The following is a 25583-nucleotide window of genomic DNA, read 5'->3' as shown; positions in this document are numbered from 1 at the left end:
AGTGCGGTTTTTTTGTGAATTGTTGTGTGAGGATTATTGTGTTGCTTGAATTGCAGTTAAGGCAATTGTGTACACGATATCGTCCACTAACGCACCACGTGATAAATCATTCACTGGTTTACGCATCCCTTGTAACATCGGTCCAATAGACACAAGGTCAGCAGAGCGTTGTACCGCTTTATAAGTGGTATTACCGGTATTCAAATCAGGGAAAATAAAGACCGTCGCTTTACCTGCTACTGGTGAATTTGGTGCTTTAGAACGCGCCACATCTTCCATCACTGCTGCATCATATTGTAATGGACCGTCGATGATTAAATCTGGACGTTTTTCTTGTGCCAGACGAGTGGCTTCTTTCACTTTCTCTACATCTGCACCACTACCAGAAGTACCAGTTGAGTAAGAGATCATCGCCACTTTTGGATCAATACCAAAGGCTTTGGCTGAGTCTGCGGATTGAATCGCGATTTCTGCTAATTGTTCTGCTGTTGGATCTGGGTTGACTGCGCAGTCACCATAAACCAAGACTTGATCAGGTAATAACATGAAGAAGATTGAAGACACAATCGAATTACCCGGTGCAGTTTTGATGATTTGCATCGGCGGACGAATAGTATTGGCTGTCGTATGTACGGCACCAGAGACTAAACCATCTACTTCGTTCGCTTCTAACATCATCGTACCAAGTACCACATTGTCTTCTAATTGTTCACGTGCAGAATCTTCGGTCATGCCTTTGTTTTTACGCAATTCCACTAAACGTGCAACATAGTTTTCACGCACTGTAGCAGGATCAATAATCGTAATCCCTTTGCCTAATTGTATGCCTTGTGCTTCGGCAACGCGCATGACGGATTCTGGTGTAGCTAATAACACACATTCAGCGATACCACGCTCTGCACATAAGGCAGCAGCTTTTACTGTACGTGGTTCATCCCCTTCAGGCAATACAATGCGTTTTTGCGCTTGACGTGCTAATTCGGTTAATTGGAAACGGAAAGCAGGCGGCGATAAACGACGTAAACGAGAAGAAGCTGCCGCTAATGAATCGATAAAATTGCTGTCGAGTAGGTCGCTAATATAATGTTTAATTTTTTCGATACGTTCTTTATCATCAACAGGCACTTCGAGGTTAAAACTTTGTAGTGCCAGTGCAGTTTGCCAAGTGTTGCCTTCGACACGGAAGACTGGTAAACCTGTACTTTCGATCGCGTGTTGACAGAGTTTCTTGATTTGTGCATCAATTTTGTAACCACCGGTTAATAAAACACCAGCAATTTCAACGCCATTCATGGCAGATAATGCCGCTGCGACGATCACATCAGGACGATCCGCGGAAGTGACAAGTAAACTTCCAACGCGGAAATGTTCCACCATATTGGTCAAATTACGTGCACAGAAAGTGATGCCACGAATGCGACGTTCATTGATCGCGCCTTCATGAATAATGGCAGCACCTAAATGTTTGGCTAAATCAATGGCACGAGTCGCAATTAATTCTGCGCTCCAAGGAATACATGCCAAGATTTTAATTGGGCTTTTCTCAAATAAATGATAAATCTCAGATACTTGATTTTGTGTGTGTTGGAAAGAATCAAAAATTTCTGCCAAGTCAGGGCGAGTACGACCAGATTCATCAATCGGCGCATTAAATTTATTGATCACAACACCAAGTAAATTAGGGTTATTTTTGCTGCCAAATAATGAGGCTGCGGCTTTGATGCGTTCTTTGAGTTCTGCCGGTGTTTCCGTCGCCGGTGCTGCAACAAGAATGATTTCCGCATCAAGTGCTTGAGCAATTTCATAGTTAATGCTATTGGCATAAGAATGCTTACGCGTAGGGATTAAACCTTCCACCACGACAATTTCATTGTTTTTGGCGAGTTGTTGATGATTTTCAACAATTTTTTCTAGTACCACATCAGATTGATTTTGACCGATGAGTGATTCAGCTACACTTAACATAAATGGTTCACTGGTTTCAATGGTGGTACTGGTGCGAATAATTGATGTTGTGCGATCAATCATATCTTCACCTGAGTTCGGCTGAGAAATTGGTTTCATAAAGCCGACTTTCGCCCCTTTTTGCTCCAGTGCATGTGTTAAACCTAAGCTGACACTGGTTAAGCCTACACCAGCACTAATCGGGATAAGGATAATTGTACGTGACATAATAAACCCTAATTTGTTGATAATTTATACAAAAAGAAACTGCCGATGAATCGGCAGTTAATTGATCTTTACGCGATGCAAAGGCGCGCGGTATCTTGTGCAATAACAAGTTCTTCATTCGTTGGGATCACCATGGCAACAGGCGTATTGTCTGCTGTAATCACCCCTTCATGACCAAAGCGAGCCGCTTTGTTTTTATCTGAATCCACTTGATAACCGAACAGTTTTAAATGGTTTAAGGTTAACTCGCGTACTAAAGATGAGTTTTCACCAATACCACCCGTGAAGACGATAGCATCTAAACGTTCACCGATAACCGCCATGTAAGAACCAATATATTTTGCTAAACGATAGCTAAATACGTCTAATGCACGTTTTGCTGGCGCTTCTTTGTCATAGTTATCTTCTGCATAACGACAGTCGCTTGTGACTTCGGTTAAACCGAGTAAGCCTGATTTTTTGGTTAATAATGTATTGATCTCTTCAACAGATAAACCAAGGTTGTCGTGTAAATAAAAGACGATTGCTGGATCAATATCACCAGAACGTGTTCCCATGACTAAACCTTCTAATGGCGTTAAGCCCATAGAGGTGTCAATACATTGTCCATGACGTACTGCTGCGATAGAGGCACCATTACCTAAATGACAGGTAATGACATTTACTTGTTCTGCCGGAACATTTAAACGTTCAGCGGCTTGCTGGCTAACAAAGAAATGACTTGTACCATGTGCGCCATAACGACGTACACCATGTTCTCTATATAAAGAATAAGGTAGCGCATATAAATAAGCTTCCTCAGGCATGGTTTGATGGAAAGCGGTATCAAAGACAGCCACATTTTTATCTTTTAAATGAGGGAACATTTTGAAGGCTTCTTCAATACCGATTAAATGTGCTGGGTTGTGTAATGGGGCGAATTGAACAGCGTCTTTAATGCCTTGAACCACTTCATCCGTAATGACAACAGAAGACGTGAATTTTTCACCGCCATGAACGATACGGTGACCGATCGCAACAATGTCTTCTTTTAAAGATGGATCTAATGGGAAAATACTATTTACAATAAAGTTAAGTGCTTCACTATGTGCAGCACCTGCACCTAAATCAGCGTTACCTTTTTCACCATGGAGTTTCCATTTAATACGCGCATCATCTAAATGAAATGCTTCGGCTAAACCAGACAATTTTTCTTCACCAGTTTGCGGGTCCAAAATAGAGAATTTTAATGAAGAACTACCACAGTTTAAGATTAGGACTAATTTTTGAGACATAAGAGACCTATTATTTGATTTTAAGTTAAAAAAAGTTATTTGCTCAAATGTTGAACAAATAGGCAGATGAAAATCTGATAGGCATAGGATACACCTTTCGTACAATAAAATAAATTCACAACCTACTAAAAATGCGACATTTATCAAAAAAATTATTAAACTTTAAACATTTTTAACAAAATACAAAAAATAGGCAAAGAGCTAGTTTAAAATAAGCTGAATATTTAACCTGAATATGCTATCTTTATTTCGTTATCGTATTTAAGAGGTTGTGTACAATAGCAAAATGTATTTTTTTATTTTTTTAAAAAAAGGTCAGCATTATTTAAAAAGTTGGCCATTGGAAAGTAAGCTAGGTATGATTTTTCCCGAAAACCGCGTGATTAAAGCAACGCTTTTCGCGCAAAAGTTTATGCCTTTTTTAGCTGTTTTTGCCATCACTTGGCAACAAGTTTACGCCAAATCCGATATCAGTGCATTAGCCATTGCTGTATTTAGCGCGATTGTTGCGCTGTTAATTCCGTTGCAAGGTTTGTATTGGTTAGGTAAACGTTCTATCACGCCCTTATCCCCACAAAGTGCGGTCTGGTTTTATGAAATTTGTGAGCGCTTAAAGCAAGTAAACGAAACTTTACCTATCTTAACAGAGCAGCCGAATTATCAAAATTTAGCTGATGTCCTGAAAAAAGCACAGCGAAAATTAGATAAAGCTTTTTGGCAAGAATTATAAATCCGCTATGAATGGCGCTTTTCTTGCTTGTGTGATAAAGACTTTTCTTTTTTCATATTTATTCAACTTTTCTTGAATTTTTCACTACGCAAACGTTTTCTTTTTTTGTAAAATAGCGCGGGCGGAAATTCGAGTGTTTTTTTAGAGATATTCCAATGATTGATTATATTATCATCGCCATCATTGCATTTTCGATTATTATCAGTCTATTACGTGGATTTATTCGAGAAGTGATGTCAGTCGCAAGCTGGGTCGTTGCTTTTTTTGTGGCTAATCATTTTTATCCTTATCTCGCTAATTATTTAACCCAAATCGAATCCCTTTACTTGCGCAATGGCACGGCAATTGCGATCTTGTTTGTTGCTACATTAATTGTGGGTGGGATTGTGAATCATATTTTGGGTGAGTTAGTGGATAAGACAGGGTTAACTGGGACTGATCGCGTACTAGGTGCCTGTTTTGGACTTATTCGAGGCGTATTGATTGTGGCAGCATTGTTATTCTTTATGGATACCTTTACGAATTTTAGCCAAACTGTTTGGTGGAAAGAATCAAAACTCATTCCACATTTCGGCTTTATTGTTGAGTGGTTTTTTCAACAGTTACAAGCAACATCCAGTTTTATAAATTCAACATTAAATAAATAGAGGATAAACACGAATGTGTGGTATTGTTGGTATTGTTAGCCAAAGCCCCGTTAACCAATCAATTTATGATGCGTTAACCTTATTGCAACACCGCGGGCAAGACGCCGCCGGGATTGTAACCGTAGATGATGAAAACCGATTCCGCTTGCGTAAAGCGAACGGGTTAGTCAGCGATGTATTTGAACAAGTTCATATGTTACGTTTACAAGGCAATGCTGGCATTGGACATGTTCGTTATCCTACGGCTGGGAGCTCAAGTGTCTCTGAAGCGCAACCTTTTTATGTAAATTCGCCTTATGGCTTAACCTTAGTGCATAATGGTAACTTGACCAATTCAAGTGAATTAAAAGAAAAGTTATTTCGTCTCGCACGTCGCCATGTAAATACCAATTCAGATTCTGAATTATTACTCAATATCTTAGCCAATCACCTTGATCACTTCGAAAAATACCAATTAGATCCGCAAGATGTATTCAGTGCTGTCAAACAAACGCATCAGGATATTCGTGGTGCTTATGCTTGTATCGCCATGATTATTGGTCATGGTATGGTCGCGTTTCGTGATCCGAACGGTATCCGTCCGTTAGTGTTAGGGAAACGCGAGGAAAATGGCAAAACAGAGTATATGTTTGCCTCCGAAAGTATCGCATTAGATACAGTGGGTTTTGAGTTTGTACGAGATGTACAACCCGGCGAAGCGATTTATGTCACGTTTGAAGGGGAAATGTATGCTCAGCAATGCGCAGACAAACCAACATTAACACCTTGTATTTTTGAATACGTCTATTTTGCACGTCCAGACTCTTGCATCGATGGGGTTTCTGTTTATGCTGCCCGTGTTCATATGGGACAACGTTTAGGTGAAAAAATTGCACGGGAATGGGCGGATGTGGATGATATTGATGTGGTCATTCCTGTGCCTGAAACCTCTAACGATATTGCTTTACGTATTGCGCGCGTGTTAAATAAACCGTATCGTCAAGGTTTTGTGAAAAATCGCTATGTAGGACGTACGTTTATTATGCCGGGGCAGGCATTGCGAGTCAGTTCTGTTAGACGTAAACTCAATACCATTGCTTCAGAATTTAAAGATAAGAATGTGTTATTAGTTGACGACTCGATTGTACGTGGTACCACGTCTGAACAAATTGTCGAAATGGCGAGAGCGGCAGGTGCGAAGAAAATTTATTTTGCCTCTGCTGCACCAGAAATTCGTTATCCAAATGTGTATGGTATTGATATGCCAACCAAAAATGAATTGATCGCTTATGGTCGTGATGTAGATGAAATTGCTAACTTAATTGGTGTGGATAAATTGATTTTCCAAGATTTGGATGCGTTAACTGGTTCTGTGCAACAAGAAAATCCAAGTATTCAAGACTTTGATTGTTCGGTGTTTACAGGGGTTTATGTGACGGGCGATATTACACCTGAATATCTGGATAATATTGCAGAACAGCGTAATGATATCGCCAAGAAAAAGCGTGAAAAAGATGCTACCAATCTTGAAATGCACAATGAAAAATAAGCACGAACAATAACAATTGATAACAAAAATGGAGAGTTGAATTAATTTGACTCTCCATTTTTATTTTTCCATTTTCTGTTTTTCTTTCACTCAAATTGTGAGGAACACATTCTGGATAACGTATCATTTGTGCTAGAATAGCCACACATCATTTTCTTATCATTTGCCTATGAAAAACGACAAAAAACGCCTCATTATTGGTATTTCTGGTGCATCAGGTGCGATTTATGCGATTCGCTTATTGGAAGTGCTTAAACCGCTTGATCACATTGAAACCCATTTAATTATCAGCAATGCCGCTAAACAAACCATTGCAGCAGAAACGGATTACAGCATTCAAGCGGTCAAGGCATTGGCGGATGTAAATTATGATGTGCGTGATATTGGTGCAGCAATTTCGTCTGGCTCTTACCGCACCTTAGGTATGATTATCCTGCCTTGTTCCATCAAAACCTTATCAGGCATTGCGCATAGTTATACCGATGATTTGATCACACGTGCCGCTGATGTGTGTTTAAAAGAACGTAAACCCTTGGTGTTATGTGTACGTGAAACGCCATTACATTTAGGGCATCTTCGTTTAATGACTCAAGCCGCTGAAATTGGCGCACAAATCACGCCATTGATGCCGGCGTTTTATCATCACCCGAAAACAGTGCAAGACATTGTGGATCAAAGTGTCAACCGCTTATGCGATCAATTCGAAATTCAATTAGCACAGGATTTGTTTCAGCGTTGGGGTGGGGAGCGCAGTAAATAAAAAATGCCTGTGTTAAACAGGCAATTTGATTTCTCGAATAGACATGGTCATACCATCAATCATCAGTAATCTGCCACATAAATTCTTACCGATATTTAACCGCACTTTAATCGCCTCTAGCGCTTGAATAGAACCAACAATGCCCACAATAGGCGCTAATACACCCGCCTCGACGCAACTTAGCGTATTCTCGCCAAATAATTGACTTAATGTACGATAGGTTGGCGTATTTTCTTGATAAGTAAATACCGTTACTTGCCCTTCCAGGCGGATCGCCGCTCCAGAGACTAACGGCACTTTCGCTTGTTGGCAGACCTGATCAAGCTGATTACGAATTTCTACATTGTCGGTGCAATCTAAAATCACATCAAAGTGCGGTATGATTTCAGCCAGTTTTTCTGTTGAGAGTTTGGCATTGATAGTGTCAATCTGAATATGTGGATTTAAGCGTTGCAACGACAGTTTTGCCGAATCGACTTTCGGCATCGCTAAACGGCTGTTATCGTGCAACACCTGGCGTTGTAGGTTCGACAGCGACACCGTATCAAAATCCAACAAAGTGAGATGTCCCACACCAGCTGTCGCTAAATATTGGCTGGCGGCACAACCTAAACCGCCTAAGCCAACAATCAGCATTTTGCTTTGTTTGAGGGTTTCTTGCCCCTCAAAATCTATCGCCTTGAGCATAATTTGGCGGTTATAACGTAATTCTTCTTGATAACTTAATTCGGTCATATTAACTCATTAGATGGTTAAATGGCTCGATTGTGACCGTTTCGCCCGCTTCCACATTGCCACGTTCACGCTCTAGCACAATAAAGCAGTTACTTTTCACAAAAGAGCTAAAAAGATGTGAACCTTGAAAACCAACGGGTTGCACCTCAATTTGCCCTTGGGCATTCACTTGATAGAAACCACGTTGGAAATCTAAACGCCCCGGTGCTTTTTTCATCTTGGTTACTGCAATGGCTGTCAAGTGTTGCGGCGCTTTCCACTGGCTATAACCACTTAATTTGGCAATCACCGGTTGTACTAATTGATAAAAAGTTGCCAATGCCGACACAGGATTACCCGGTAAACCACAGAACCAGGCGTTTTTTAATCGACCAAAGGCAAAAGGCTTACCCGGCTTCATCGCAATTTTCCAGAAATTCACTTGACCGACTTTTTCAAGCACTTTTTTGGTAAAATCTGCTTCACCCACAGAAACGCCACCGCTTGTGATCACCAAATCCGCTTGCTGTTGAGCCTCAATAAAGGCTTTTTCAAATTCTTGCTCGTTATCCGGTAATAAACCGAAATCCAGAATCTCACAATTGAGCTTTTCCAGTAACAATTGAATCGTAAAACGGTTAGTGTCGTAAATTTGACCTTCTTTCAGCGGTTGTCCTACCGGCACAAGTTCGTCACCAGTCGAAAGCACAGCTACTTTCAAACGTGGAAAGACCTTGACGTTATCTATGCCTAATGAGGCGAGTAAGGGTAAGGAAACTGCATTTAACACGCTTCCTTTATTCAATACCACTTCACCTTGTTTGACATCTTCGCCAATGTAGCGAATATTTTGACCGGCTTTAATCTTTTCAGGGAAAGTGACTGTACCATCCTCATTGACGATCACGTCTTCTTGCATCACCACCGCATCCGCACCCGCCGGCAACATTGCTCCTGTCATAATTCTGACCATGCTTTGTGTTTGCCATTCCCCGTCAAAAGGTGCGCCCGCAAAGGACTTTCCTGCGACCGCGAGAGTTAAATTTTGTGCTAAATCTGCCAGCCGCACCGCATAGCCGTCCATCGCCGAGTTATCAAATGAGGGCACGTTAAGCGGGGAAATGATATCCTCAGCACAAATGCGATTCACCGCGTGTTGAAGGGGGAGTTGTTCGGCTTGCGCACAATCTGGTGTTGGCAACATAGCGAGCATTTGAGTCAGTACTTGTTCAAGAGGCAACATAATTGAATCCTTAGTTGAGTTTAACGGGCAATATTTTATACCAAAAACGCAGGATGATCTCTTTTTCTCATACTTTGTTTACATTTTATGTGAGCGTGAGTTTAATGTATTCCTTTTTTCAGGCTCAAGTCTCGCCCAGAGCACCATATTTCTAAAACTTTTCATCCTCTCTACCAATTATTCTCATTTGTACTTTGGCGAGAGTTTGCTAGAATGTGCGGATTATTTATCGGGAGTTTTACATGAACAAGATTTCACCAGAAGCAGAAAAAGTCCGCAACGCATTATTAAGTAAGGGGATTGAAACCCCAATGATTACCCCAGAACAAGACAGAGATACGCGTCGAGCGGGGATTGAACAACATATGCGTGAAGTGATGAAGCTGATTGGGTTAGATTTACGTGATGATAGTTTAGAAGAAACCCCCGTACGTTTGGCGAAAATGTTTGTTGATGAAATTTTCAGTGGGTTAGACTATGCGAATTTCCCGAAAATTACTAACATTGAAAATCGTATGAAAGTCAGTGAAATGGTGTTGGTGAATGACGTGACGTTAACCAGTACTTGTGAACACCATTTTGTGACCATTGATGGGATGGTTTCGGTGGCGTATTACCCGAAAAAATGGGTTATTGGGTTGTCTAAAATTAATCGTATCGTGGCGTTTTTTGCGCAACGTCCACAAGTACAAGAGCGTTTGACTGAACAAATTTTGTTGGCATTCCAAACGATTTTAGAAACGGACGATGTGGCGGTGTATGTGAAGGCTACTCATTTCTGCGTGAAATGCCGTGGCATTAAAGATACCAACAGTTATACAGTGACATCTGCATTTGGTGGTGTCTTTTTAGATGACCGTGAAACGCGTAAAGAGTTTTTAACCTTAATTAATAAATAAGTGCGTTAAAACTTTCTAGAAACCGACCGCACTTTGGGCGTCAATATAACTAAAGCACCTTGAGTCAGAACAAGGTGCTTTTTGTTTGTTCGGCTTAAAGCCATTGTTGTTGTAATTGACCGATGATCTGTGGATTTTCTAAGGTGGAAATATCTTGAGTGATCATTTCGTTTTTGGCGATAGATCGCAATAAACGACGCATAATCTTGCCTGAGCGTGTTTTTGGTAAGTTATCGGCAAAGCGGATATCTTCAGGACGGGCAATTTTACCAATTTCATTGGATACCCAGGCTTTGAGTTCTTCTGCCAGCTGACGTGCTTCTTCACCTTCTGGACGGAAATCATTCAGCACCACAAAAGCAACAATTGCTTCCCCTTTGATCTCATCTGGCTTACCGACCACTGCCGCTTCAGCCACTTTTGGACTGGCGACGAGCGCAGATTCAATTTCCATGGTACCAAGTCGATGTCCTGAGACATTAAGCACATCATCTGTGCGTCCAAGAATCCAAAAATACCCGTCTTTATCGCGATGGGCATTATCGCCTGCGATGTAGTATTTGCCGCCATATTCCGCAGGGAAATAGGTAGATTTATAACGTTCAGGATCATTCCAAATCGTGCGTAACATCGATGGGAATGGACGTTTAATAGCGAGCGCACCGCCTTGTTCTACCGCACATTTTTGACCATTTTCATCTAACACCTCTGCCATAATACCCGGTAATGGCAGGGTACAAGAACCTGGTTTGGTTGCGGTTACGCCGGGTATCGGTGCGAGCATAATCGAGCCGGTTTCTGTCTGCCACCAAGTATCAACAATTGGACAGCGACTTTTACCAACCACTTCATAAAACCACATCCAAGCCGATGGGTTAATTGGTTCGCCCACGCTGCCAAGTAAGCGTAGTGAAGATAAATCATACTTATTGGGGATATGGTCGCCTAAGCGTGTCAATGAACGAATTAAAGTCGGTGAGGTGTAAAATACATTAATTTTGTGACGTTGTATCATTCGCCAAATCCGTCCCGGATCTGGATAAGTCGGTACGCCTTCAAAAATTACCTGTGTTGCGCCATTGGCGAGCGGACCATAGCAGACATAAGAATGTCCCGTGATCCAGCCAACATCTGCCGTACACCAGAAAATATCATTTGGCTTATTATCAAACACATTGCGAAACGAATTTAATGCACCTAATAAATAACCACCAGTACTGTGTACAATGCCTTTCGGTTTACCCGTTGATCCCGAGGTGTATAAAATAAATAGCGGGTCTTCCGCATTCATCCATTCTGGCTCACAGAAAGCGGGTTGGTTTGCAGTAAGTTCATTCCACCAGAGATCACGCCCTTTTTTCCACGGGGTATCAATATTCACTCGGTGAAAGACGATAACATTTTCAATTGTTTTACAGCCCATTTCTAAAGCTTCATCCACGGTCTCTTTAAGTGGAATAATTTTACCACCACGTAATCCAGCATTCGCGGTAATCACTAATTTGGCTTCAGCATCTTCAATCCGATCACGTAGTGCGCTGGCAGAAAAACCACCAAATACCACTGAATGAACCGCACCGATACGGGCACAAGCTTGCATCGCAATCACGGCTTCCACTAGCATGGGTAAATAAATAATGACCCGATCCCCTTTTTTGATCCCTAATTCACGCAATGCATTAGCAAAACGGCAAACGCGATTATGTAATTTGACGTAAGTATAGAGTTGGACTTGACCAAAATCTGATTCAAAAATTAGCGCGGTTTTATCTGCTTTATCTGGTAAGTGGCGATCTAAACAGTTATAGGACACATTTAAAGTGCCATCAGAAAACCATTTATAGAAAGGTGCTTCTGAATCATCGAAGATGTGCATAAAAGGCTTTTTCCAAGTGATTAATTCACGCGCCAGATCACTCCAATAGGTGAGATAATCTTTGTCAGCAAATTCCCAAAGCGCTTGATAGGTTTCTAAGCCCGAAATATTGGCTTGGCGACGAAATTCATCTGTTGGTTTGAAAAGACGATTTTCTTTTAACATTGAATTATGCGGCATAGTTCCTCCGTTTGGGTGAGTAAAGGATTCTTTTGGCACATTTTTCACTGTAAAAGATGTTTTAAAAATGATCAATCATTGTTAATGAGATGTTACTAGACACAGATCACATTTTTGCAAAAAATGCTGATAGGGGGGACAGTGAAAAGCTAAGGGGTAATGACAGAATGTTTTTATTGCTTTGGCAATACACGAGATCACAGTATAATGCTGACTTTATCTAATGATGAATTAGGAAATTTAGGCATGAAAGTCATTTCTTTTAATATTAATGGATTGAGAGCAAGACCGCATCAACTAGAGGCGGTGATTGAGAAATACCAACCCGATGTGTTGGGATTGCAAGAGATTAAGGTGGCAGATGAAATGTTCCCTTATGAACTGGTTGAACATTTGGGCTACCATGTTTTTCATCATGGTCAAAAGGGACACTACGGTGTTGCGTTGTTAACCAAGCAAGCGCCTAAAGCGGTACGTAAAGGGTTTCCAACAGACAGTGAAGAAGCTCAAAAACGCATTATTATGGCGGATTTAGAAACAGATTTTGGCTTATTAACAGTGATTAATGGTTATTTTCCACAAGGCGAAAGTCGCGCTCATGAAACTAAATTCCCCGCTAAAGAGAAATTTTATGCGGATTTACAACAGTATTTAGAACAGGATCACAATGCCAATAATCCGATTATTATTATGGGCGATATGAATATTAGTCCGACAGATCTGGATATTGGGATTGGTGATGAAAATCGTAAACGTTGGTTACGCACGGGCAAATGTTCGTTTTTACCGGAAGAAAGAGAATGGATGAACCGTTTATATGGCTACGGTTTAGTGGACACTTTCCGTCATTTAAATCCGGATGTGAACGATCAATTTTCATGGTTTGATTATCGCTCAAAAGGGTTTGATGATAATCGTGGTTTACGTATTGATCATATTATTGCAAACCATGCTCTAGCAGCACGCTGTGTTGAAACAGGGATTGCGTTGGATATCCGTGCAATGGAAAAACCTTCTGATCATGCACCGGTTTGGGCAGTATTTAAATAAGGTACTCGCATGGATAAAGGACAAAGCTGGCAAAATTATCGTTCTGTACTGAATGAGAAACTGGCGATTTTTTCAGTGAATCTTGAGGTATTACATCAATTCCCCTCGCCGAAAAGCCATAACATCATACAGTTTAAATTTCCGTATGCGATGTTGGATGAGAATGAATTGCCAGATCCGAGTTTTTATCAAACATTAATGCGTCAGATTGTGAAATTATGGACACAATTAAGTGCATTACCTGACACGTTATATGCAGGACATGTGCTATCGGCAGGTCATGCACAGCTTTATTTTTATTGTGATAACACGGAGCCCTTTTTAGAAGTACTTAAACAATTTGAGGAAATTTCTGCTATTGAGATTCAATATGATCCACATTGGGACATTTATTTTGACTTCTTATTACCTTCACCTTTGGAAATGAAAATTCATGCCACCGAAGAAGTGCTGGAACTGTTAACAAAAAATGGTCGTGATCTTGCAGCGCTTTATACGATTGAGCATAGCTTTCGTTTTGAAGAAGAAGCAAATATGTTTGCGTTTATGGATTATCTTCACTCGCAGTCTATTACACTGGTTTCCATGCAATATAGTCAGTTGCCTGTTATGCTCGAAGAGGATGAACCGGTTTATTTGGTGAGATTAGAGCAGGAGTTGAGCTTAGATAACAGTCAGATTTTTAACTATGTGGAACAGTTTGAAGATATCGCGAATCAATTTTCAGGTGAATATGCAGGCTGGGAATGCGACGCTATTAAGACTCAAGAGCAACTCAATTAATAGGTTTTATTGTTTTTATCTAATCGAATCGCAAATAACGCAAGTCATCTGACTTGCGTTATTTTTTGCCTTAATAAAAATAACTGATGATGCCAGCGCCAAAAACATCGGCAATGGCATGGGCAACAAAGAAAGGAAAGAGATCCTTCTTTTTTGATTTTTGGTATAGCAGAAAAAAGAGGCTACCCAGTATTAAACCGATGCCAATCGCAGTTTCCATGCCTTGGTAAGTATGGAAACTCACACGAATAATCAGCGAATAAATAAAGGCGATAGGGAGATATTTACGATCAACGCTTAAGCAGACACCTAAGAAAAAGAGTTCTTCATAGACCCCATTCAACATAGCATAAGGGATCAGCGGGAAATTAATCCAAGCAAAGTGCGCTATGCTTTCTGTGTTTAATGTCTCTTCAACATAGGAAAAATCTAGAAAAGCATTTAACAGGATGAAATAAAGATCCATACACAGGGCGACAATGATAAACAATACAATCCCTTTTCCGATTGCTTGAAAAGAAAACCCAATATTCCATACGCCGAAATGAAAATTTCGCCATTTTAAATATAAAAATGCCAAGAATAATAAGAGACTTTGTTGAATAAAGGCTCCTACATTATCTTCTGCTGAAAAAGTCGTGATATCGGCATAATTATTCCCTTCCAATGGCATAGCATAATGAAGAAAGGAAGCATAAATGGCATAGGAAAACAGAATGAGGGTTAAGATAGCAATATCAAACCATTTTAATTTGGTAAGCTGATTTTTCATCATTTACTCCGTTAAATTATTGTACAACATGCTAAGCAAAGTGTTAGAACACTTGCTCTATAAGAAAGAAGAGATTAATTGAGAAGTGAATTGTTCATTTTCGTAACTGCCTTTTAGAGAATGAATAAATGGTTAATAAAACGAAGTGTTAGGGGGATTATTATGTATGAAATGGTGCGTTGATAAAAGAAAAAATCTACCAAGTAGGCGACTTGGTAGATTTTATAGACTATTTATCGTTTTTTAGTAAACCAGATGAACCTTCAGAATAATCTCTAGGTTGTTCATCTTTATTTTGCTGGTCATGTTTATCCACATGTTCAGTCGTAATTAAATGTGATGAGAATAACGGATTATTGGTTAATTCTGGCAATAATGTCGTTGAGGAGGTTGCTAAATGCTTATACAGCTTTTGATAATCTTGGGCAATGTTTTTCAAAAGTTCGGCACTTTCTGAAAAGTGTTTTTCAAGCTGTTGTTTTTGGTTATCTAATTGATTTTTGACTTTCTGTAATTCAGTTTCCGTTTGAAGTTGTTTTTTCACCGAACCTTTAGTAAGACGTAAGAATAAGTAACCTAGGATCAACCCAATAACTAAGCCAATACCCGCTGCTTGCCACATTTCAGTTGTCCAATTTTGCATAAGAAAACTCCTATTATCAGATAAAGTATCGTTATCAAAATAACATGAAATGAAAAAGATTTCTTTGCACTAGATCACAAATGAAAAAGGATGTCAGGTCTGACATCCTTCGTTTTCATCTTATTTCCAATTTTCACGCTTGGCTTTTTGTAATTTTTCATACGCCTGAAGCAGTTTCTGGTGTGCTTGGAATTGGTGTAAATGTTCATCATCAGCAAGGAGATCATAAAACGGATTCCCGCCTTGTACGGCTTGCCAAGCTATTTCGACTGCACGTTGTCCGTACATTTTTTCAAATACCATGCGGTATTGTTCAGGTTGGCGAGATTTATCGAGGAATAGCTCAATACTGTTGATCAAGCAACGATAATAGTTAGCGCGCTCAGCAGTGAAGACAGAGCTGTTCATATTTAATGTCCAATTTGCCCAGTCCAGTGCAGCGTCTAATTCACCAAGGGCTAAATGCAACATCGATTTTAACTCACCAATCCGCAACGTTGACCAACCCGATTTAGGGGGGGCGACAATCCCAATAAATTCACGCACACGAGTCGCATCATCAATGCCTTGTTCATCTAACTCACTTAACAATTCTTGATAAGTGTGTTGATCATGGTGAAAGTGCGGTAAATCAAGCAAAATTTCTCGCCAATCCATGCCCATATTGTTATTGGCATAAATTAAGTCGTCCACAGGGTAAATGTCGGACATGCCGGGTACAATAATTCGACAGGCATACACATCTAAATGATTATAATCCATGATATAAACTTCTTTTTGTTCTGCTTGGAAAATCGCCATCAAGTTGTCATATTCTTGAGCCGTGCTCCCCGAAAAATCCCAGTCAACAAATGGATAATCTGCGTCAGATTTAAAGAGATCCCAAGAAATAAGACCACTGGAATCAATAAAATGTGTTTCAAGATTGGCGTGTTCTGCTACATCCTCATGATTGAAAGAAGGTGGCGTAAACACATCAAGATCTTTTAAGCTACGCCCTTGTAATAATTCGGTAACGGTTCTTTCGAGTGCTACTTGAAAACGAGGATGAGCACCAAAAGAGGCAAAGCAGGTACCATTATTAGGATTGAGTAAAATCACACAAATCACGGGGTATTTTCCGCCTAATGACGCGTCATAAGCTAAAATAGGGAAACCTTCTTGTTCTAATTTCGCAATAGCAGCTTGGATCGTTGGGAAACGAGCCATCACTTCGGCAGGAATTAATGGCAGGCTGATTGCTTCAGCAATAATTTTATTTTTAATATGGCGTTCAAAAACTTCCGATAAGCCTTGGACTCGTGCTTCAAATTTACTGTTTCCAGCAGACATACCATTGGAAACGTATAGGTTAGCAATGATACTTTGTGGAATGTAAACTGTTGTTTGATCCGATTGACGTACATAAGGCATGGCGACAATGCCGCGATCGTAATGACTGGATTGCAAATCCACTAATAATTGCGGTGTTAATTCTTGTTGTGGATCGTAATAATCAAGCAATTCTTGATTTAAAAGCCCATTAGGCAATAAGTTCTCATCTTCGATAGGAAACCATTTTTCATTGGGATAATGCACGAAATCACTGTTAGCGATATCCTGTCCTAAATAAAAATCAGCGAAGAAATAGTTGGTGGAAAGGCGTTCAAAATATTCCCCTAATGCAGAGGCAAGCGCCGCTTTTTTCGTCGCACCTTTACCATTAGTAAAACATTGTGGGCAATCTTTATCACGAATATGTACTGACCATACATTCGGTACAGGATTGAGCCAAGACGCTTCTTCAATATTGAAACCAAGTGCGGTGAGTTTTTGCTGAAATTTGTGAATACTGTCTTCCAGTGCGGCATCTTTGCCGAGAATAAAAGTTTGTTCAGACATGCTTATCTCGATATGTTTCTGATTTTAAAGCTCGGCATAATAGGGGAGTTTATGGCTTGTCGCAAGTTTAATTGCACTTATTTACGTAGTAGTCTTGTTTTGAATGCGCTAACTGGGGTGAGAAGTTCGTGTTTTTTGAAGTGCACTTTTTGTGGATTGAGGGTTAATGGATAAACCCGTTTACGTGCCACAATCGCAATTAAGTGTGGAAAGCAGCGATGTTTATCCCAGCTGACTAAGCGTTTTTGATCTAAAATATCAAAATTAAGTAAAGCTAGCCAATCTAAGATACGCCAAGGTACATAGTGTCGAACAGGCAATGGGGGATGAGGGACAGCATGCAAATGGCGTTTAAATAATAGTGGACTAAAGGGGTTAAAAAGAGACAAGAATAAATAGCCATCTTCACGCAGAACACGCGTAACTTCACGTAAGATTTGGTGTGGGTCTTGGCTGAAATTTAATGTGTTACTCAACACACAAGCATCAATTGATTGTTCAATAAAAGGCAGTTCAGTCAAATTAGCTTGGATGACACTGGTATTTTTTTGCAAGCCAAGGCTTTGTAATGGTGGGCTGATATGGGGCGCAAGTAAAATAGCATGATGCAAAAAACAATCACTTTGAATTTCAGCACTTAATCCTCCAAGTTTTAAAACATGATGACCTAAAATTTTTGGATACCAAGCCGAAAAATAGTCGGTAAGTGCGTTACAATAACAACTGCCATTTTGTAATTGTTGCCAGCTGTGCGGCAAGTGCATGACGTTAGGATATTTTGCGTTCCACCACATGACAACCCCTTGAGGACAATTTATGCTAGTACCGATTCCTGCTCTAAATGATAACTACATTTGGCTCTATGGACGAGCAAATTTACCGATAATTGTGATCGATATACCAGAATTTACCCCGTTACTCGATTATGTTCAACAGCATCAACTTAAAGTGGAAGCCTTGCTGTTAACTCATCATCATGATGATCACACTGCGGGTGTCTCACTTTTTAAACAACATTTTCCAAACGTGAAAGTCTTTGGACCAGCAGAAACCCAAGCGAAAGGGGCGACCGAAATTGTTAATATGGGCATTTTGCAGACCGAACATTACCACATTCAAGTATTACAAACCGCAGGACATACGGAACAACATGTGAGCTATCTGGTTGATGGGCATTTATTTTGTGGCGACAGTTTATTTTCTGCGGGCTGTGGACGTGTCTTTACCGGGAATTATCAAGATATGTTTGATGGCTTACAACGCTTAAAATCCTTGCCTGATGACACAATTGTGTGTCCTGCCCATGAATATACTTTAGCCAATTTAGCCTTTGCCAAATATGTATTGCCAGAAAATGTAGCGATACAACAACATGAACAATGGGTACAAAAACAGCGTGTAGCACACCAGCCAAGTTTACCCACGACAATGGGACGAGAAAAACAGATTAATCCGTTTTTGATCGCACAAAATATAGAAACCTTTGTTGCATGGCGTAAAGCAAAAGACGTGTTTTAATTGAAATAAAAGCGAAGTTCATGTAAATAATCACGTTGCCGTTTGCTCATGACAGGACAATTGATTAAAATGGGCTTTATTTCTTTTCTTTGTGGGTTCAACGCGCCGTGTTTGAGCGCGGTTCATGTAAAATAATGTATGACGATTCTAGTTATTGGTATTAATCACAAGACAGCCTCTGTCGCTATCCGTGAGAAAGTAGCGTTTTCTGCTGAGAAACGGGGTGAGGCATTGGCGCAAATTCAGCAACAAGCATTGGCTGAAAGTGCGGTGATTTTATCCACTTGTAATCGTACTGAAGTGTATTTTCATCATAAAGCCATTCCGCCTCAAGAGGCAGAAAGTTGGTCGACGCGTTGTATGCAATGGTTTGCAGAAATACATCAGTTATCTTTAGATGCGTTAGCAGGCTGCCTTTATTCGCAACAAAATCAACAAGCGGTTTTACATTTAATGCGTGTTGCCTGCGGATTGGATTCATTAGTATTGGGAGAACCGCAAATTTTAGGGCAAGTGAAAGACGCCTATCAGTTGAGTAAAACGTATTATCAAGGGCAAAATCAACCTCTTTCCAGTGAGTTTTCCCGTTTATTTCAAAAAACGTTTTCTGTCGCAAAGCGAGTTCGAACCGAAACGAATATTGGTGGCAGTGCTGTGTCTGTAGCCTATGGAGCATGTAGTTTAGCGCGCCAAATTTTTGATTCACTCAAAACACTAAATGTGCTTTTAGTCGGTGCAGGGGAGACCATCGAACTGACGTGTCGACATCTGTTACGCCATGGTGTGCAACGAATTATGATTGCAAACCGTACTTTTGAACGAGCGCAACATTTAGTAACTAAATTAGATGGTGCAGAAAATGTGCAAGTCTTGGCACTCACACAGTTACAAGAAGGCTTAAATCAAGCGGATATTGTGATCAGTTCAACAGGAAGTCCAACAATCTTGATTACTCAAGATATGGTCAAGATTGCACAAAAAGTACGTTGTGACCTACCAATGCTGTTAGTGGACATTGCGGTACCACGTGATATTGAAGAAAGTGTCGGTGAGTTAGACAGTATTTATCATTACACAGTAGATGATTTACAGACAATTATTCAACGCAATCTGGCAGAAAGAGAGAAAGCGTCGGCACAAGCGTGGGTGATTATTCAACAAGAATGTGTGGATTTCTTTGAGTGGTTAAAAGTGCATCAATTTTCAAATTTAATCCGTTCTTACCGAGAAAATGCAGAAGATATTCGTCAAATACTATTAGAAAAGGCATTGTTTGCGTTACGTCAAGGTGAAGATAGCGAAGCCGTATTACAAGCACTGAGTTATAAATTGACAAATAAACTTTTACATTCACCTACACAAGTGATGAATGCGATGGTCAAAACAGGTAATTCAACGGGATTAGCACTGTTTTCTTCAACTTTAAAGTCCGACGTGGAGTAGCACAACAAATAAAAGTGATTTCTAATTCAGTCAATTCACTTTAGAATAATCAGGTTATTTTTTTATTGGGGTAAAATATGCGAGAAAATCACCAAATAGCAAATGTTGATTTAGTAAAACAAATGAATAGCGCTGTTGTTTATAAACTGATCGATCAACAAGGTCCCATTTCTCGTATTCAAATTTCAGAACTCAGCCAATTAGCCCCGGCGAGTGTCACTAAAATTACACGTCATCTGCTTGCTCGAGGGTTAATTAAAGAAGTGGAGCAACAGGAATCTACTGGTGGACGTCGTGCCACTTCAATTGTGGCGGAACATAAAGCTTTCCGCACGATTTTGATTCGTTTAGGTCGTAAACATGCGACTTTTGCTATCATGGATTTATCCACGAAGTTATTAAAAAGAGATGTGGTGGATTTACCAGAACAGCAAAGTGTTACGAGTATAGAGGCTTTTCTTCTACAACATTTGACGGCATTTATTGCACAACATCAGAAGCGAGGCAGTGAGTTTATCGCTGTGGGGATCACGGTGCCGGGATTTGTCGATGTGAAAACAGACATGATTGAATACATGCCACATCTTGATTTAGAAGCGCCTTGGGATCTGGCGAATAAAATTTCACAACATACGCAATTAGCCACTTTTATTGGACATGATGTGCGCAGTTTAGCCTTAGCAGAGCATTATTTTGGTGTGACGCAAGATTGTTATGATTCTTTGTTATTACGTATTCATCGTGGTGTTGGCGCTGGTATTGTGATAAATCATGAGGTTTTTTTAGGTTATAAAAATAATGTCGGTGAGATTGGGCATATTCAAGTTGATCCGCTGGGAAAACGTTGTTTGTGTGGCAATGTAGGATGTTTGGAAACTGTCGTGAGTAATACGGCGATTGAACGCAAAATGCACGAGCTGTTAGAAGATGGCTACGAGAGCAAATGGCTATCGCTTGAATCGCACGATATTGATGCGATTTGTAAGGCGAGTAACAAACAGGATACGGCAGCGATTGAACTGATTGAACACGTTGGGGTGCAAATTGGACGAGTGTTAGCGATGAGTGTGAATATGTTTAATCCCGAGAAGATCGTGATTTCTGGTGAAATTACCCAAGCCAAAAATATCTTGTTTGCGGCAATACAACGTTCTTTAGATAGCCATGCGTTGCCTGCTTTTGTCAAGAATACGCCATTAGTTGCATCAGAACTGAAGAATGAAGATGTCATTGGGGCATTTGCGTTAATTAAACGTGCGTTATTAGATGGGAGCTTGCTACGTCGTTTGCTGGCAGACTAAAGTGCGGTTGCTTTTACAGCGATTTGTTCAAACTGTATGCGAACGCGTTAAAAATTTCATTTTTATAAAAAAAAGAGTTGACGAGTGGGGGCGATATCAGCATAATTAGCCCCGCAAAGCCGATGAGGTGAATGCAAATAGAAAATGGCTATGTAGCTCAGTTGGTTAGAGCACAACACTCATAATGTTGGGGTCACAGGTTCGAATCCCGTCATAGCCACCATATTTGCGGGACTGGCGAAATTGGTAGACGCACCAGATTTAGGTTCTGGCGCCGCGAGGTGTGTGGGTTCAAGTCCCTCGTCCCGCACCATTCATTAGCTTGCAAGTCAATATAGTTGTTGGGGTATCGCCAAGCGGTAAGGCACCGGGTTTTGATCTCGGCATTCCTAGGTTCGAATCCTAGTACCCCAGCCATCACTTTTCTCAATTTTGATTTCACTTACTTCGTTTTACGATTATTTTATTTTTACTTTAAAATTTTTATTATTTTTTCAAATTTATTTTATCGTTATTTTCCTTTCTAGAAATAGAGTATTTCTTATACTTTTCTTTTTCATACCAGTAGCTTTTACTAAAACCCTAGTTTATTTCAGTATAAAATACTATTTTTGTATTATTTTTGTCCGGTTGACTAGTATAAATAAATCGGCGATATTGTTAAAACATTGTGAAAATTCACAATGACAATCAAAAACTCTTTTTTGGAATATCGTATGACAGAATTAACACAACAAATAGAAAAATCAACATGGCATTCTAAATTTGCCGCTTTAGGTCCGGGGATTTTAATGGCGTCAGCTGCCGTTGGTGGATCGCATATTATTGCATCTACCCAGTCTGGTGCGATTTATGGCTGGCAATTGGCCATCATTATTATTTTAGCGAATTTATTCAAATATCCTTTCTTCCGCTTTGGCGTGCAATACACGCTAGATTCAGGGGAAACTTTATTGCAAGGTTATTTAAGAAAAGGCAAGCTATACATTTGGATCTTCTTTTTACTTAATGTGTTTGCCACAGTGATTAACACCGCAGCAGTGGGTTTGCTTTGTGCGGCGATTTTGACCTTCGTCTTACCAGTTCAAGTGCCTGTACCCACATTAAGTTTTATTGTGATCGGGGTGAGCACTTCTATCCTGTTATTAGGTAAATACCGTTTACTTGATGGCTTATCTAAATTGATCATGATTGCGTTGACAATTACGACAGTGAGTGCCGTGATAATTGCATTAGCACGTAATGGCATTCAAGGTGTTGCCCCCGCAGATTATGTCAGTGCCAGCCCTTGGAATTTAGCCGCATTGGGCTTTATTGTGGCGTTAATGGGGTGGATGCCGGCACCGATTGAAATTTCAGCCATCAATTCAATGTGGGTGATTGCAAAACGCCGTGTATCGAAAGTGTCTTATCAAGACGGTATTTGGGATTTTAATGTAGGATATATTGGTACCGCCATTTTAGCGCTTGTTTTCTTAGCATTAGGGGCGTTAGTTCAGCATGGTTCAAGTGAAACTGTTCAATTGGTAGGTGGCAAATACATCGCACAATTAATTAATATGTATGCTTCAACGATCGGTGAGTGGGCAAGAGGCCTGATTGCGTTCATTGCCTTTATGTGTATGTTTGGTACAACGATCACGGTTATCGATGGTTATTCACGCACCAATGTTGAAAGCTTACGTTTAATTTTAGGCAAGAAAGAAAGCCGTCCGAGCTATTTAAATGTTGCTATTACCTTTGCTGCTTTAGCAGGATTAGCCATTATTTTCTATTTTAATAATGCGGTAGGTCCAATGTTGAAATTTGCGATGATTGCGTCTTTTGTTTCAACCCCCGTATTTGCATATTTAAATTTATCATTGGTATTAAAAGGTGAGCATCGTGTTAAAGGGAAGTTATTGTGGTTATCCTTAATTGGCTTAATGTATTTAACTTCATTTACCTTGCTGTTTATTGCTCAACAAGCAGGCTGGTTAACCTAATTTGATAAAAAAATACCGCACTTTAGATGGTGCGGTATTTTTTATTGGAAAGATATTAATTCGCAATGCCTTTATGTCTTAAAAGGGCATCTAATTGTGGCTCACGTCCACGGAAACGCTTAAATAAGGTCATAGGCTCTTCACTTCCTCCTCGGCTTAAGATTTCAGCTAAGAAAGATTTCCCCGTTTCTGGATTAAAAATACCTTCTTCTTCAAAGCGTGAAAAGGCATCAGCTGAAAGCACTTCTGCCCATAAATAACTGTAATAACCTGCGGCATACCCACCTGCAAAAATATGGCTAAAACTGTGCGGGGCTCTTGCCCATTCTACGCCTTTAATCACAGCGACTTCCTCTTTAACCGCTTTTAAGGTATCGAGGATTTGATTTGCTTTGGTTGGATCAAAATGATGATGTAAACGGAAATCAAATAAACCAAATTCTAATTGACGCAAGACAAACATCGCAGCTTGGAAATTTTTCGCTTTTAAGAGCTGTGCTAATTTTTCTTTTGGTAGTGGTTCACCGGTTTCATAGTGACCAGAGATAAAGTCGAGCGCGTCGGCTTCCCAGAACCAATTTTCTAAAAACTGGCTTGGTAATTCCACCGCATCCCAAGGTACGCCACTGATTCCTGCAACATCAGCAACATCAATTTCAGTCAGCATATGGTGAATACCATGACCAAACTCATGGAATAATGTGGTGACTTCATCATGAGTAAATAAAGCCGGTTTATCTCCTACAGGGGCGTTAAAATTACAGGTGAGATAGGCAACCGGTTTTTGGATTTCACCATTTGCTTTTTTGCGACGTCCGATACAATCATCCATCCAGGCACCGCCACGTTTATTCTCACGTGCATATAAATCAAGGTAGAAACTGCCACGTAGGTTATCGTTTTCATCAATAAGATCAAAAAAACGCACATCGTCATGCCAAGTATCAATTCCAAAGCGTTCAACGGTACGAATATTAAAAATGCGTTGAATTAACTCAAATAAACCGGCTAATACACGATTTTCAGGGAAGTAAGGGCGTAATTCTTCATCATTAATTGAATAAAGGTATTGTTTTTGCTTTTCGCTGTAAAAAGCAATATCCCAAGCTTCAAGCTCATTTACGCCAAATTGTGTTTGGCAGAAATCAAGTAACTCGGCTAATTCTTTCTCACCTTGTGTTTTTGAACGTTTTGCCAGGCTGTCTAAGAAATCTAACACCTGTTGTGGTTTTTCCGCCATTTTAGTTGCAAGGGAAAGCTCGGTATAACAGTTAAAATCAAGAAGGTGGGCAAGCTCTACACGTAAGTTGAGAATTTCTTGCATAATAGCGCTGTTATCCCATTTTCCTGCATTTGGACCTTGGTCGGAAGCGCGTGTAACAAAAGCACGATACATTTCTTCACGCAATGCTCGATTTTCACAATAGGTCATGACAGGTAAATAACTTGGGATTTCTAATGTGAAACGATAGCCTTCTAGCCCTTTATTCTCAGCAGATTGCTTGGCTGCTGCTAAAGCTGATTCGGGTAATCCTTTTAATTCCTCGAGATTTTCAATCACTTTATCCCAGCCCATTGTGGCATCAAGGACATTATTACTAAATTGCGCACTTAATTCAGATAAGCGTGCAGAGATTTCACCATAACGTTTTTGTTTCTCTGCTGATAAAGAAATACCAGATAATTTGAAATCACGTAGGGCATTATCAATAGTTTTTTGCTGTGCTAAATCGTAATGTGCAAACTCAGGACTGTTTTTAAGTTTTTCATAAGCCTGATATAACCCTTTATGTTGACCTACCCAAGTGCTGTATTCCGACAACAAAGGCAAACACGCTTGATATGCTGCACGGAGTTCAGGACTGTTTTTGACGGCATTGAGATGGGAAACAGGAGACCAGGCTTTACTGAAACGGTCACCCATTTCAGTTAAAGGTAAAATAAAATTATCCCATGTGAATTGTTCTTGTTTGAGTAATTGTTCAATATTGTCACGGCAAGCTTGAATCAAATTTTCGACGGCAGGTTGCACGTGTTCTGGTTTTATTTGTGAAAAAGGGGGGAGCCCTTCAAAGCTAAGTAAAGGATTGGACATAAATAATTTCCTTAAACGATGATACGTTTTTACTACATTGGGCAAAATTTTATAATATCAAGCTTGAAAAAGCGAAAAAATTGTAGATA

General features: G+C 40.1%; 21 protein-coding genes and 3 tRNA genes. 14 read left to right on the top strand and 10 right to left on the bottom strand.

Annotation, left to right across the window (positions count from 1 at the left end):
* Window positions 1-33 precede the first annotated feature (33 nt).
* The gene (gene pta / locus CKV69_RS03605; RefSeq protein WP_005726628.1) at window positions 34-2172 is read right to left on the bottom strand and encodes a phosphate acetyltransferase; all 2139 of its coding nucleotides are present in this window, start codon (window positions 2170-2172) and stop codon (window positions 34-36) included.
* Window positions 2173-2240: 68 nt separating this feature from the next.
* Window positions 2241-3446: an acetate kinase gene (locus tag CKV69_RS03600; RefSeq protein WP_005726626.1), complete on the bottom strand. Its 1206-nt coding sequence runs from the start codon at window positions 3444-3446 to the stop codon at window positions 2241-2243.
* A 286-nt stretch (window positions 3447-3732) separates the two neighbouring features.
* Here CKV69_RS03600 and yfbV point away from each other — a divergent pair, with 286 nt between their 5' ends.
* From yfbV to CKV69_RS03580, 4 genes are all read left to right on the top strand, one after another.
* Window positions 3733-4176: a terminus macrodomain insulation protein YfbV gene (yfbV, locus tag CKV69_RS03595; protein WP_005754120.1), complete on the top strand. Its 444-nt coding sequence runs from the start codon at window positions 3733-3735 to the stop codon at window positions 4174-4176.
* 155 nt (window positions 4177-4331) lie between these two features.
* Window positions 4332-4823 carry a CvpA family protein gene (locus CKV69_RS03590; RefSeq protein ID WP_005716269.1) on the top strand — a complete coding sequence of 164 codons (492 nt, stop codon included), beginning with the start codon at window positions 4332-4334 and terminating at the stop codon, window positions 4821-4823.
* A 13-nt stretch (window positions 4824-4836) separates the two neighbouring features.
* The gene (purF, locus tag CKV69_RS03585; RefSeq protein WP_005726625.1) at window positions 4837-6351 is read left to right on the top strand and encodes an amidophosphoribosyltransferase; all 1515 of its coding nucleotides are present in this window, start codon (window positions 4837-4839) and stop codon (window positions 6349-6351) included.
* Window positions 6352-6520: 169 nt separating this feature from the next.
* Window positions 6521-7111, top strand: coding sequence for a UbiX family flavin prenyltransferase (locus CKV69_RS03580; RefSeq protein ID WP_014326055.1), 591 nt, complete (start codon window positions 6521-6523; stop codon window positions 7109-7111).
* 12 nt (window positions 7112-7123) lie between these two features.
* On the opposite strand, the gene moeB is transcribed toward CKV69_RS03580, so the two are convergent.
* Together moeB and moeA are read right to left on the bottom strand one after the other, a co-directional pair.
* Window positions 7124-7846: a molybdopterin-synthase adenylyltransferase MoeB gene (moeB, locus tag CKV69_RS03575; protein ID WP_014326054.1), complete on the bottom strand. Its 723-nt coding sequence runs from the start codon at window positions 7844-7846 to the stop codon at window positions 7124-7126.
* A gap of 1 nt (window position 7847) precedes the next feature.
* Window positions 7848-9068 carry a molybdopterin molybdotransferase MoeA gene (moeA, locus tag CKV69_RS03570; protein ID WP_038641853.1) on the bottom strand — a complete coding sequence of 407 codons (1221 nt, stop codon included), beginning with the start codon at window positions 9066-9068 and terminating at the stop codon, window positions 7848-7850.
* Between the two features lie 242 nt (window positions 9069-9310).
* Between moeA and folE the strand changes: the two genes are divergently transcribed.
* Window positions 9311-9967: a GTP cyclohydrolase I FolE gene (gene folE / locus CKV69_RS03565; protein WP_005726594.1), complete on the top strand. Its 657-nt coding sequence runs from the start codon at window positions 9311-9313 to the stop codon at window positions 9965-9967.
* 94 nt (window positions 9968-10061) lie between these two features.
* On the opposite strand, the gene acs is transcribed toward folE, so the two are convergent.
* Window positions 10062-12023 (bottom strand): acetate--CoA ligase, encoded by a 1962-nt coding sequence (acs, locus tag CKV69_RS03560; RefSeq protein ID WP_014326052.1) that lies wholly within the window; start codon window positions 12021-12023, stop codon window positions 10062-10064.
* Window positions 12024-12269: 246 nt separating this feature from the next.
* Between acs and xthA the strand changes: the two genes are divergently transcribed.
* Window positions 12270-13073, top strand: a complete 804-nt coding sequence (xthA, locus tag CKV69_RS03555; protein ID WP_014326051.1) for an exodeoxyribonuclease III — start codon at window positions 12270-12272, stop codon at window positions 13071-13073.
* 9 nt (window positions 13074-13082) lie between these two features.
* The gene (locus CKV69_RS03550; RefSeq protein ID WP_005716150.1) at window positions 13083-13856 is read left to right on the top strand and encodes a TIGR01619 family protein; all 774 of its coding nucleotides are present in this window, start codon (window positions 13083-13085) and stop codon (window positions 13854-13856) included.
* A 70-nt stretch (window positions 13857-13926) separates the two neighbouring features.
* On the opposite strand, the gene CKV69_RS03545 is transcribed toward CKV69_RS03550, so the two are convergent.
* The 4 genes from CKV69_RS03545 to CKV69_RS03530 form a co-directional block, all read right to left on the bottom strand.
* Window positions 13927-14628, bottom strand: a complete 702-nt coding sequence (locus CKV69_RS03545; protein WP_005754104.1) for a CPBP family intramembrane glutamic endopeptidase — start codon at window positions 14626-14628, stop codon at window positions 13927-13929.
* A gap of 229 nt (window positions 14629-14857) precedes the next feature.
* Window positions 14858-15271 carry a Z-ring associated ZapG family protein gene (locus CKV69_RS03540; protein WP_014326050.1) on the bottom strand — a complete coding sequence of 138 codons (414 nt, stop codon included), beginning with the start codon at window positions 15269-15271 and terminating at the stop codon, window positions 14858-14860.
* A gap of 120 nt (window positions 15272-15391) precedes the next feature.
* The gene (gene ycaO / locus CKV69_RS03535; protein ID WP_014326049.1) at window positions 15392-17152 is read right to left on the bottom strand and encodes a 30S ribosomal protein S12 methylthiotransferase accessory factor YcaO; all 1761 of its coding nucleotides are present in this window, start codon (window positions 17150-17152) and stop codon (window positions 15392-15394) included.
* Between the two features lie 77 nt (window positions 17153-17229).
* Window positions 17230-17946 (bottom strand): class I SAM-dependent methyltransferase, encoded by a 717-nt coding sequence (locus tag CKV69_RS03530; protein WP_014326048.1) that lies wholly within the window; start codon window positions 17944-17946, stop codon window positions 17230-17232.
* Between the two features lie 22 nt (window positions 17947-17968).
* On the opposite strand from CKV69_RS03530, the gene gloB reads away from it, so the two are divergent.
* From gloB to CKV69_RS03495, 7 genes are all read left to right on the top strand, one after another.
* The gene (gene gloB, locus CKV69_RS03525; protein WP_005754098.1) at window positions 17969-18670 is read left to right on the top strand and encodes a hydroxyacylglutathione hydrolase; all 702 of its coding nucleotides are present in this window, start codon (window positions 17969-17971) and stop codon (window positions 18668-18670) included.
* A 138-nt stretch (window positions 18671-18808) separates the two neighbouring features.
* Window positions 18809-20113 carry a glutamyl-tRNA reductase gene (gene hemA, locus CKV69_RS03520; RefSeq protein WP_014326047.1) on the top strand — a complete coding sequence of 435 codons (1305 nt, stop codon included), beginning with the start codon at window positions 18809-18811 and terminating at the stop codon, window positions 20111-20113.
* Between the two features lie 77 nt (window positions 20114-20190).
* Window positions 20191-21414, top strand: a complete 1224-nt coding sequence (locus tag CKV69_RS03515; protein ID WP_005756740.1) for an ROK family transcriptional regulator — start codon at window positions 20191-20193, stop codon at window positions 21412-21414.
* Window positions 21415-21560: 146 nt separating this feature from the next.
* Window positions 21561-21637 (top strand) — tRNA-Met (locus CKV69_RS03510).
* A gap of 5 nt (window positions 21638-21642) precedes the next feature.
* Window positions 21643-21727 (top strand) — tRNA-Leu (locus tag CKV69_RS03505).
* 29 nt (window positions 21728-21756) lie between these two features.
* Window positions 21757-21831, top strand: a tRNA-Gln gene (locus CKV69_RS03500).
* 299 nt (window positions 21832-22130) lie between these two features.
* Window positions 22131-23399, top strand: coding sequence for an NRAMP family divalent metal transporter (locus tag CKV69_RS03495; protein ID WP_016504242.1), 1269 nt, complete (start codon window positions 22131-22133; stop codon window positions 23397-23399).
* Window positions 23400-23454: 55 nt separating this feature from the next.
* Here CKV69_RS03495 and prlC read toward each other — a convergent pair whose 3' ends face one another.
* The gene (gene prlC / locus CKV69_RS03490; RefSeq protein WP_014326045.1) at window positions 23455-25494 is read right to left on the bottom strand and encodes an oligopeptidase A; all 2040 of its coding nucleotides are present in this window, start codon (window positions 25492-25494) and stop codon (window positions 23455-23457) included.
* Window positions 25495-25583: the final 89 nt, after the last annotated feature.

This window comes from Pasteurella multocida (assembly GCF_900187275.1).
In the GTDB taxonomy this organism is placed as follows: Bacteria; Pseudomonadota; Gammaproteobacteria; order Enterobacterales; family Pasteurellaceae; genus Pasteurella; species Pasteurella multocida.
Note: the sequence above shows the minus strand (reverse complement) of the source record. Positions and strands in the feature narration are given on the sequence as shown.

Coding starts and splice junctions, on each gene's coding strand:
- hemA (WP_014326047.1), top strand. CDS start 18,809: ATGACGATTCTAGTTATTGGTATTAATCACAAGACAGCCTCTGTCGCT.
- purF (WP_005726625.1), top strand. CDS start 4,837: ATGTGTGGTATTGTTGGTATTGTTAGCCAAAGCCCCGTTAACCAATCA.
- moeA (WP_038641853.1), bottom strand. CDS start 9,068: ATGTTGCCTCTTGAACAAGTACTGACTCAAATGCTCGCTATGTTGCCA.
- CKV69_RS03540 (WP_014326050.1), bottom strand. CDS start 15,271: ATGCAAAATTGGACAACTGAAATGTGGCAAGCAGCGGGTATTGGCTTA.
- prlC (WP_014326045.1), bottom strand. CDS start 25,494: ATGTCCAATCCTTTACTTAGCTTTGAAGGGCTCCCCCCTTTTTCACAA.
- acs (WP_014326052.1), bottom strand. CDS start 12,023: ATGCCGCATAATTCAATGTTAAAAGAAAATCGTCTTTTCAAACCAACA.
- folE (WP_005726594.1), top strand. CDS start 9,311: ATGAACAAGATTTCACCAGAAGCAGAAAAAGTCCGCAACGCATTATTA.
- CKV69_RS03515 (WP_005756740.1), top strand. CDS start 20,191: ATGCGAGAAAATCACCAAATAGCAAATGTTGATTTAGTAAAACAAATG.
- ycaO (WP_014326049.1), bottom strand. CDS start 17,152: ATGTCTGAACAAACTTTTATTCTCGGCAAAGATGCCGCACTGGAAGAC.
- CKV69_RS03545 (WP_005754104.1), bottom strand. CDS start 14,628: ATGAAAAATCAGCTTACCAAATTAAAATGGTTTGATATTGCTATCTTA.
- CKV69_RS03590 (WP_005716269.1), top strand. CDS start 4,332: ATGATTGATTATATTATCATCGCCATCATTGCATTTTCGATTATTATC.
- CKV69_RS03600 (WP_005726626.1), bottom strand. CDS start 3,446: ATGTCTCAAAAATTAGTCCTAATCTTAAACTGTGGTAGTTCTTCATTA.
- gloB (WP_005754098.1), top strand. CDS start 17,969: ATGCTAGTACCGATTCCTGCTCTAAATGATAACTACATTTGGCTCTAT.
- CKV69_RS03495 (WP_016504242.1), top strand. CDS start 22,131: ATGACAGAATTAACACAACAAATAGAAAAATCAACATGGCATTCTAAA.
- xthA (WP_014326051.1), top strand. CDS start 12,270: ATGAAAGTCATTTCTTTTAATATTAATGGATTGAGAGCAAGACCGCAT.
- moeB (WP_014326054.1), bottom strand. CDS start 7,846: ATGACCGAATTAAGTTATCAAGAAGAATTACGTTATAACCGCCAAATT.
- CKV69_RS03550 (WP_005716150.1), top strand. CDS start 13,083: ATGGATAAAGGACAAAGCTGGCAAAATTATCGTTCTGTACTGAATGAG.
- yfbV (WP_005754120.1), top strand. CDS start 3,733: ATGTATTTTTTTATTTTTTTAAAAAAAGGTCAGCATTATTTAAAAAGT.
- CKV69_RS03530 (WP_014326048.1), bottom strand. CDS start 17,946: ATGTGGTGGAACGCAAAATATCCTAACGTCATGCACTTGCCGCACAGC.
- CKV69_RS03580 (WP_014326055.1), top strand. CDS start 6,521: ATGAAAAACGACAAAAAACGCCTCATTATTGGTATTTCTGGTGCATCA.
- pta (WP_005726628.1), bottom strand. CDS start 2,172: ATGTCACGTACAATTATCCTTATCCCGATTAGTGCTGGTGTAGGCTTA.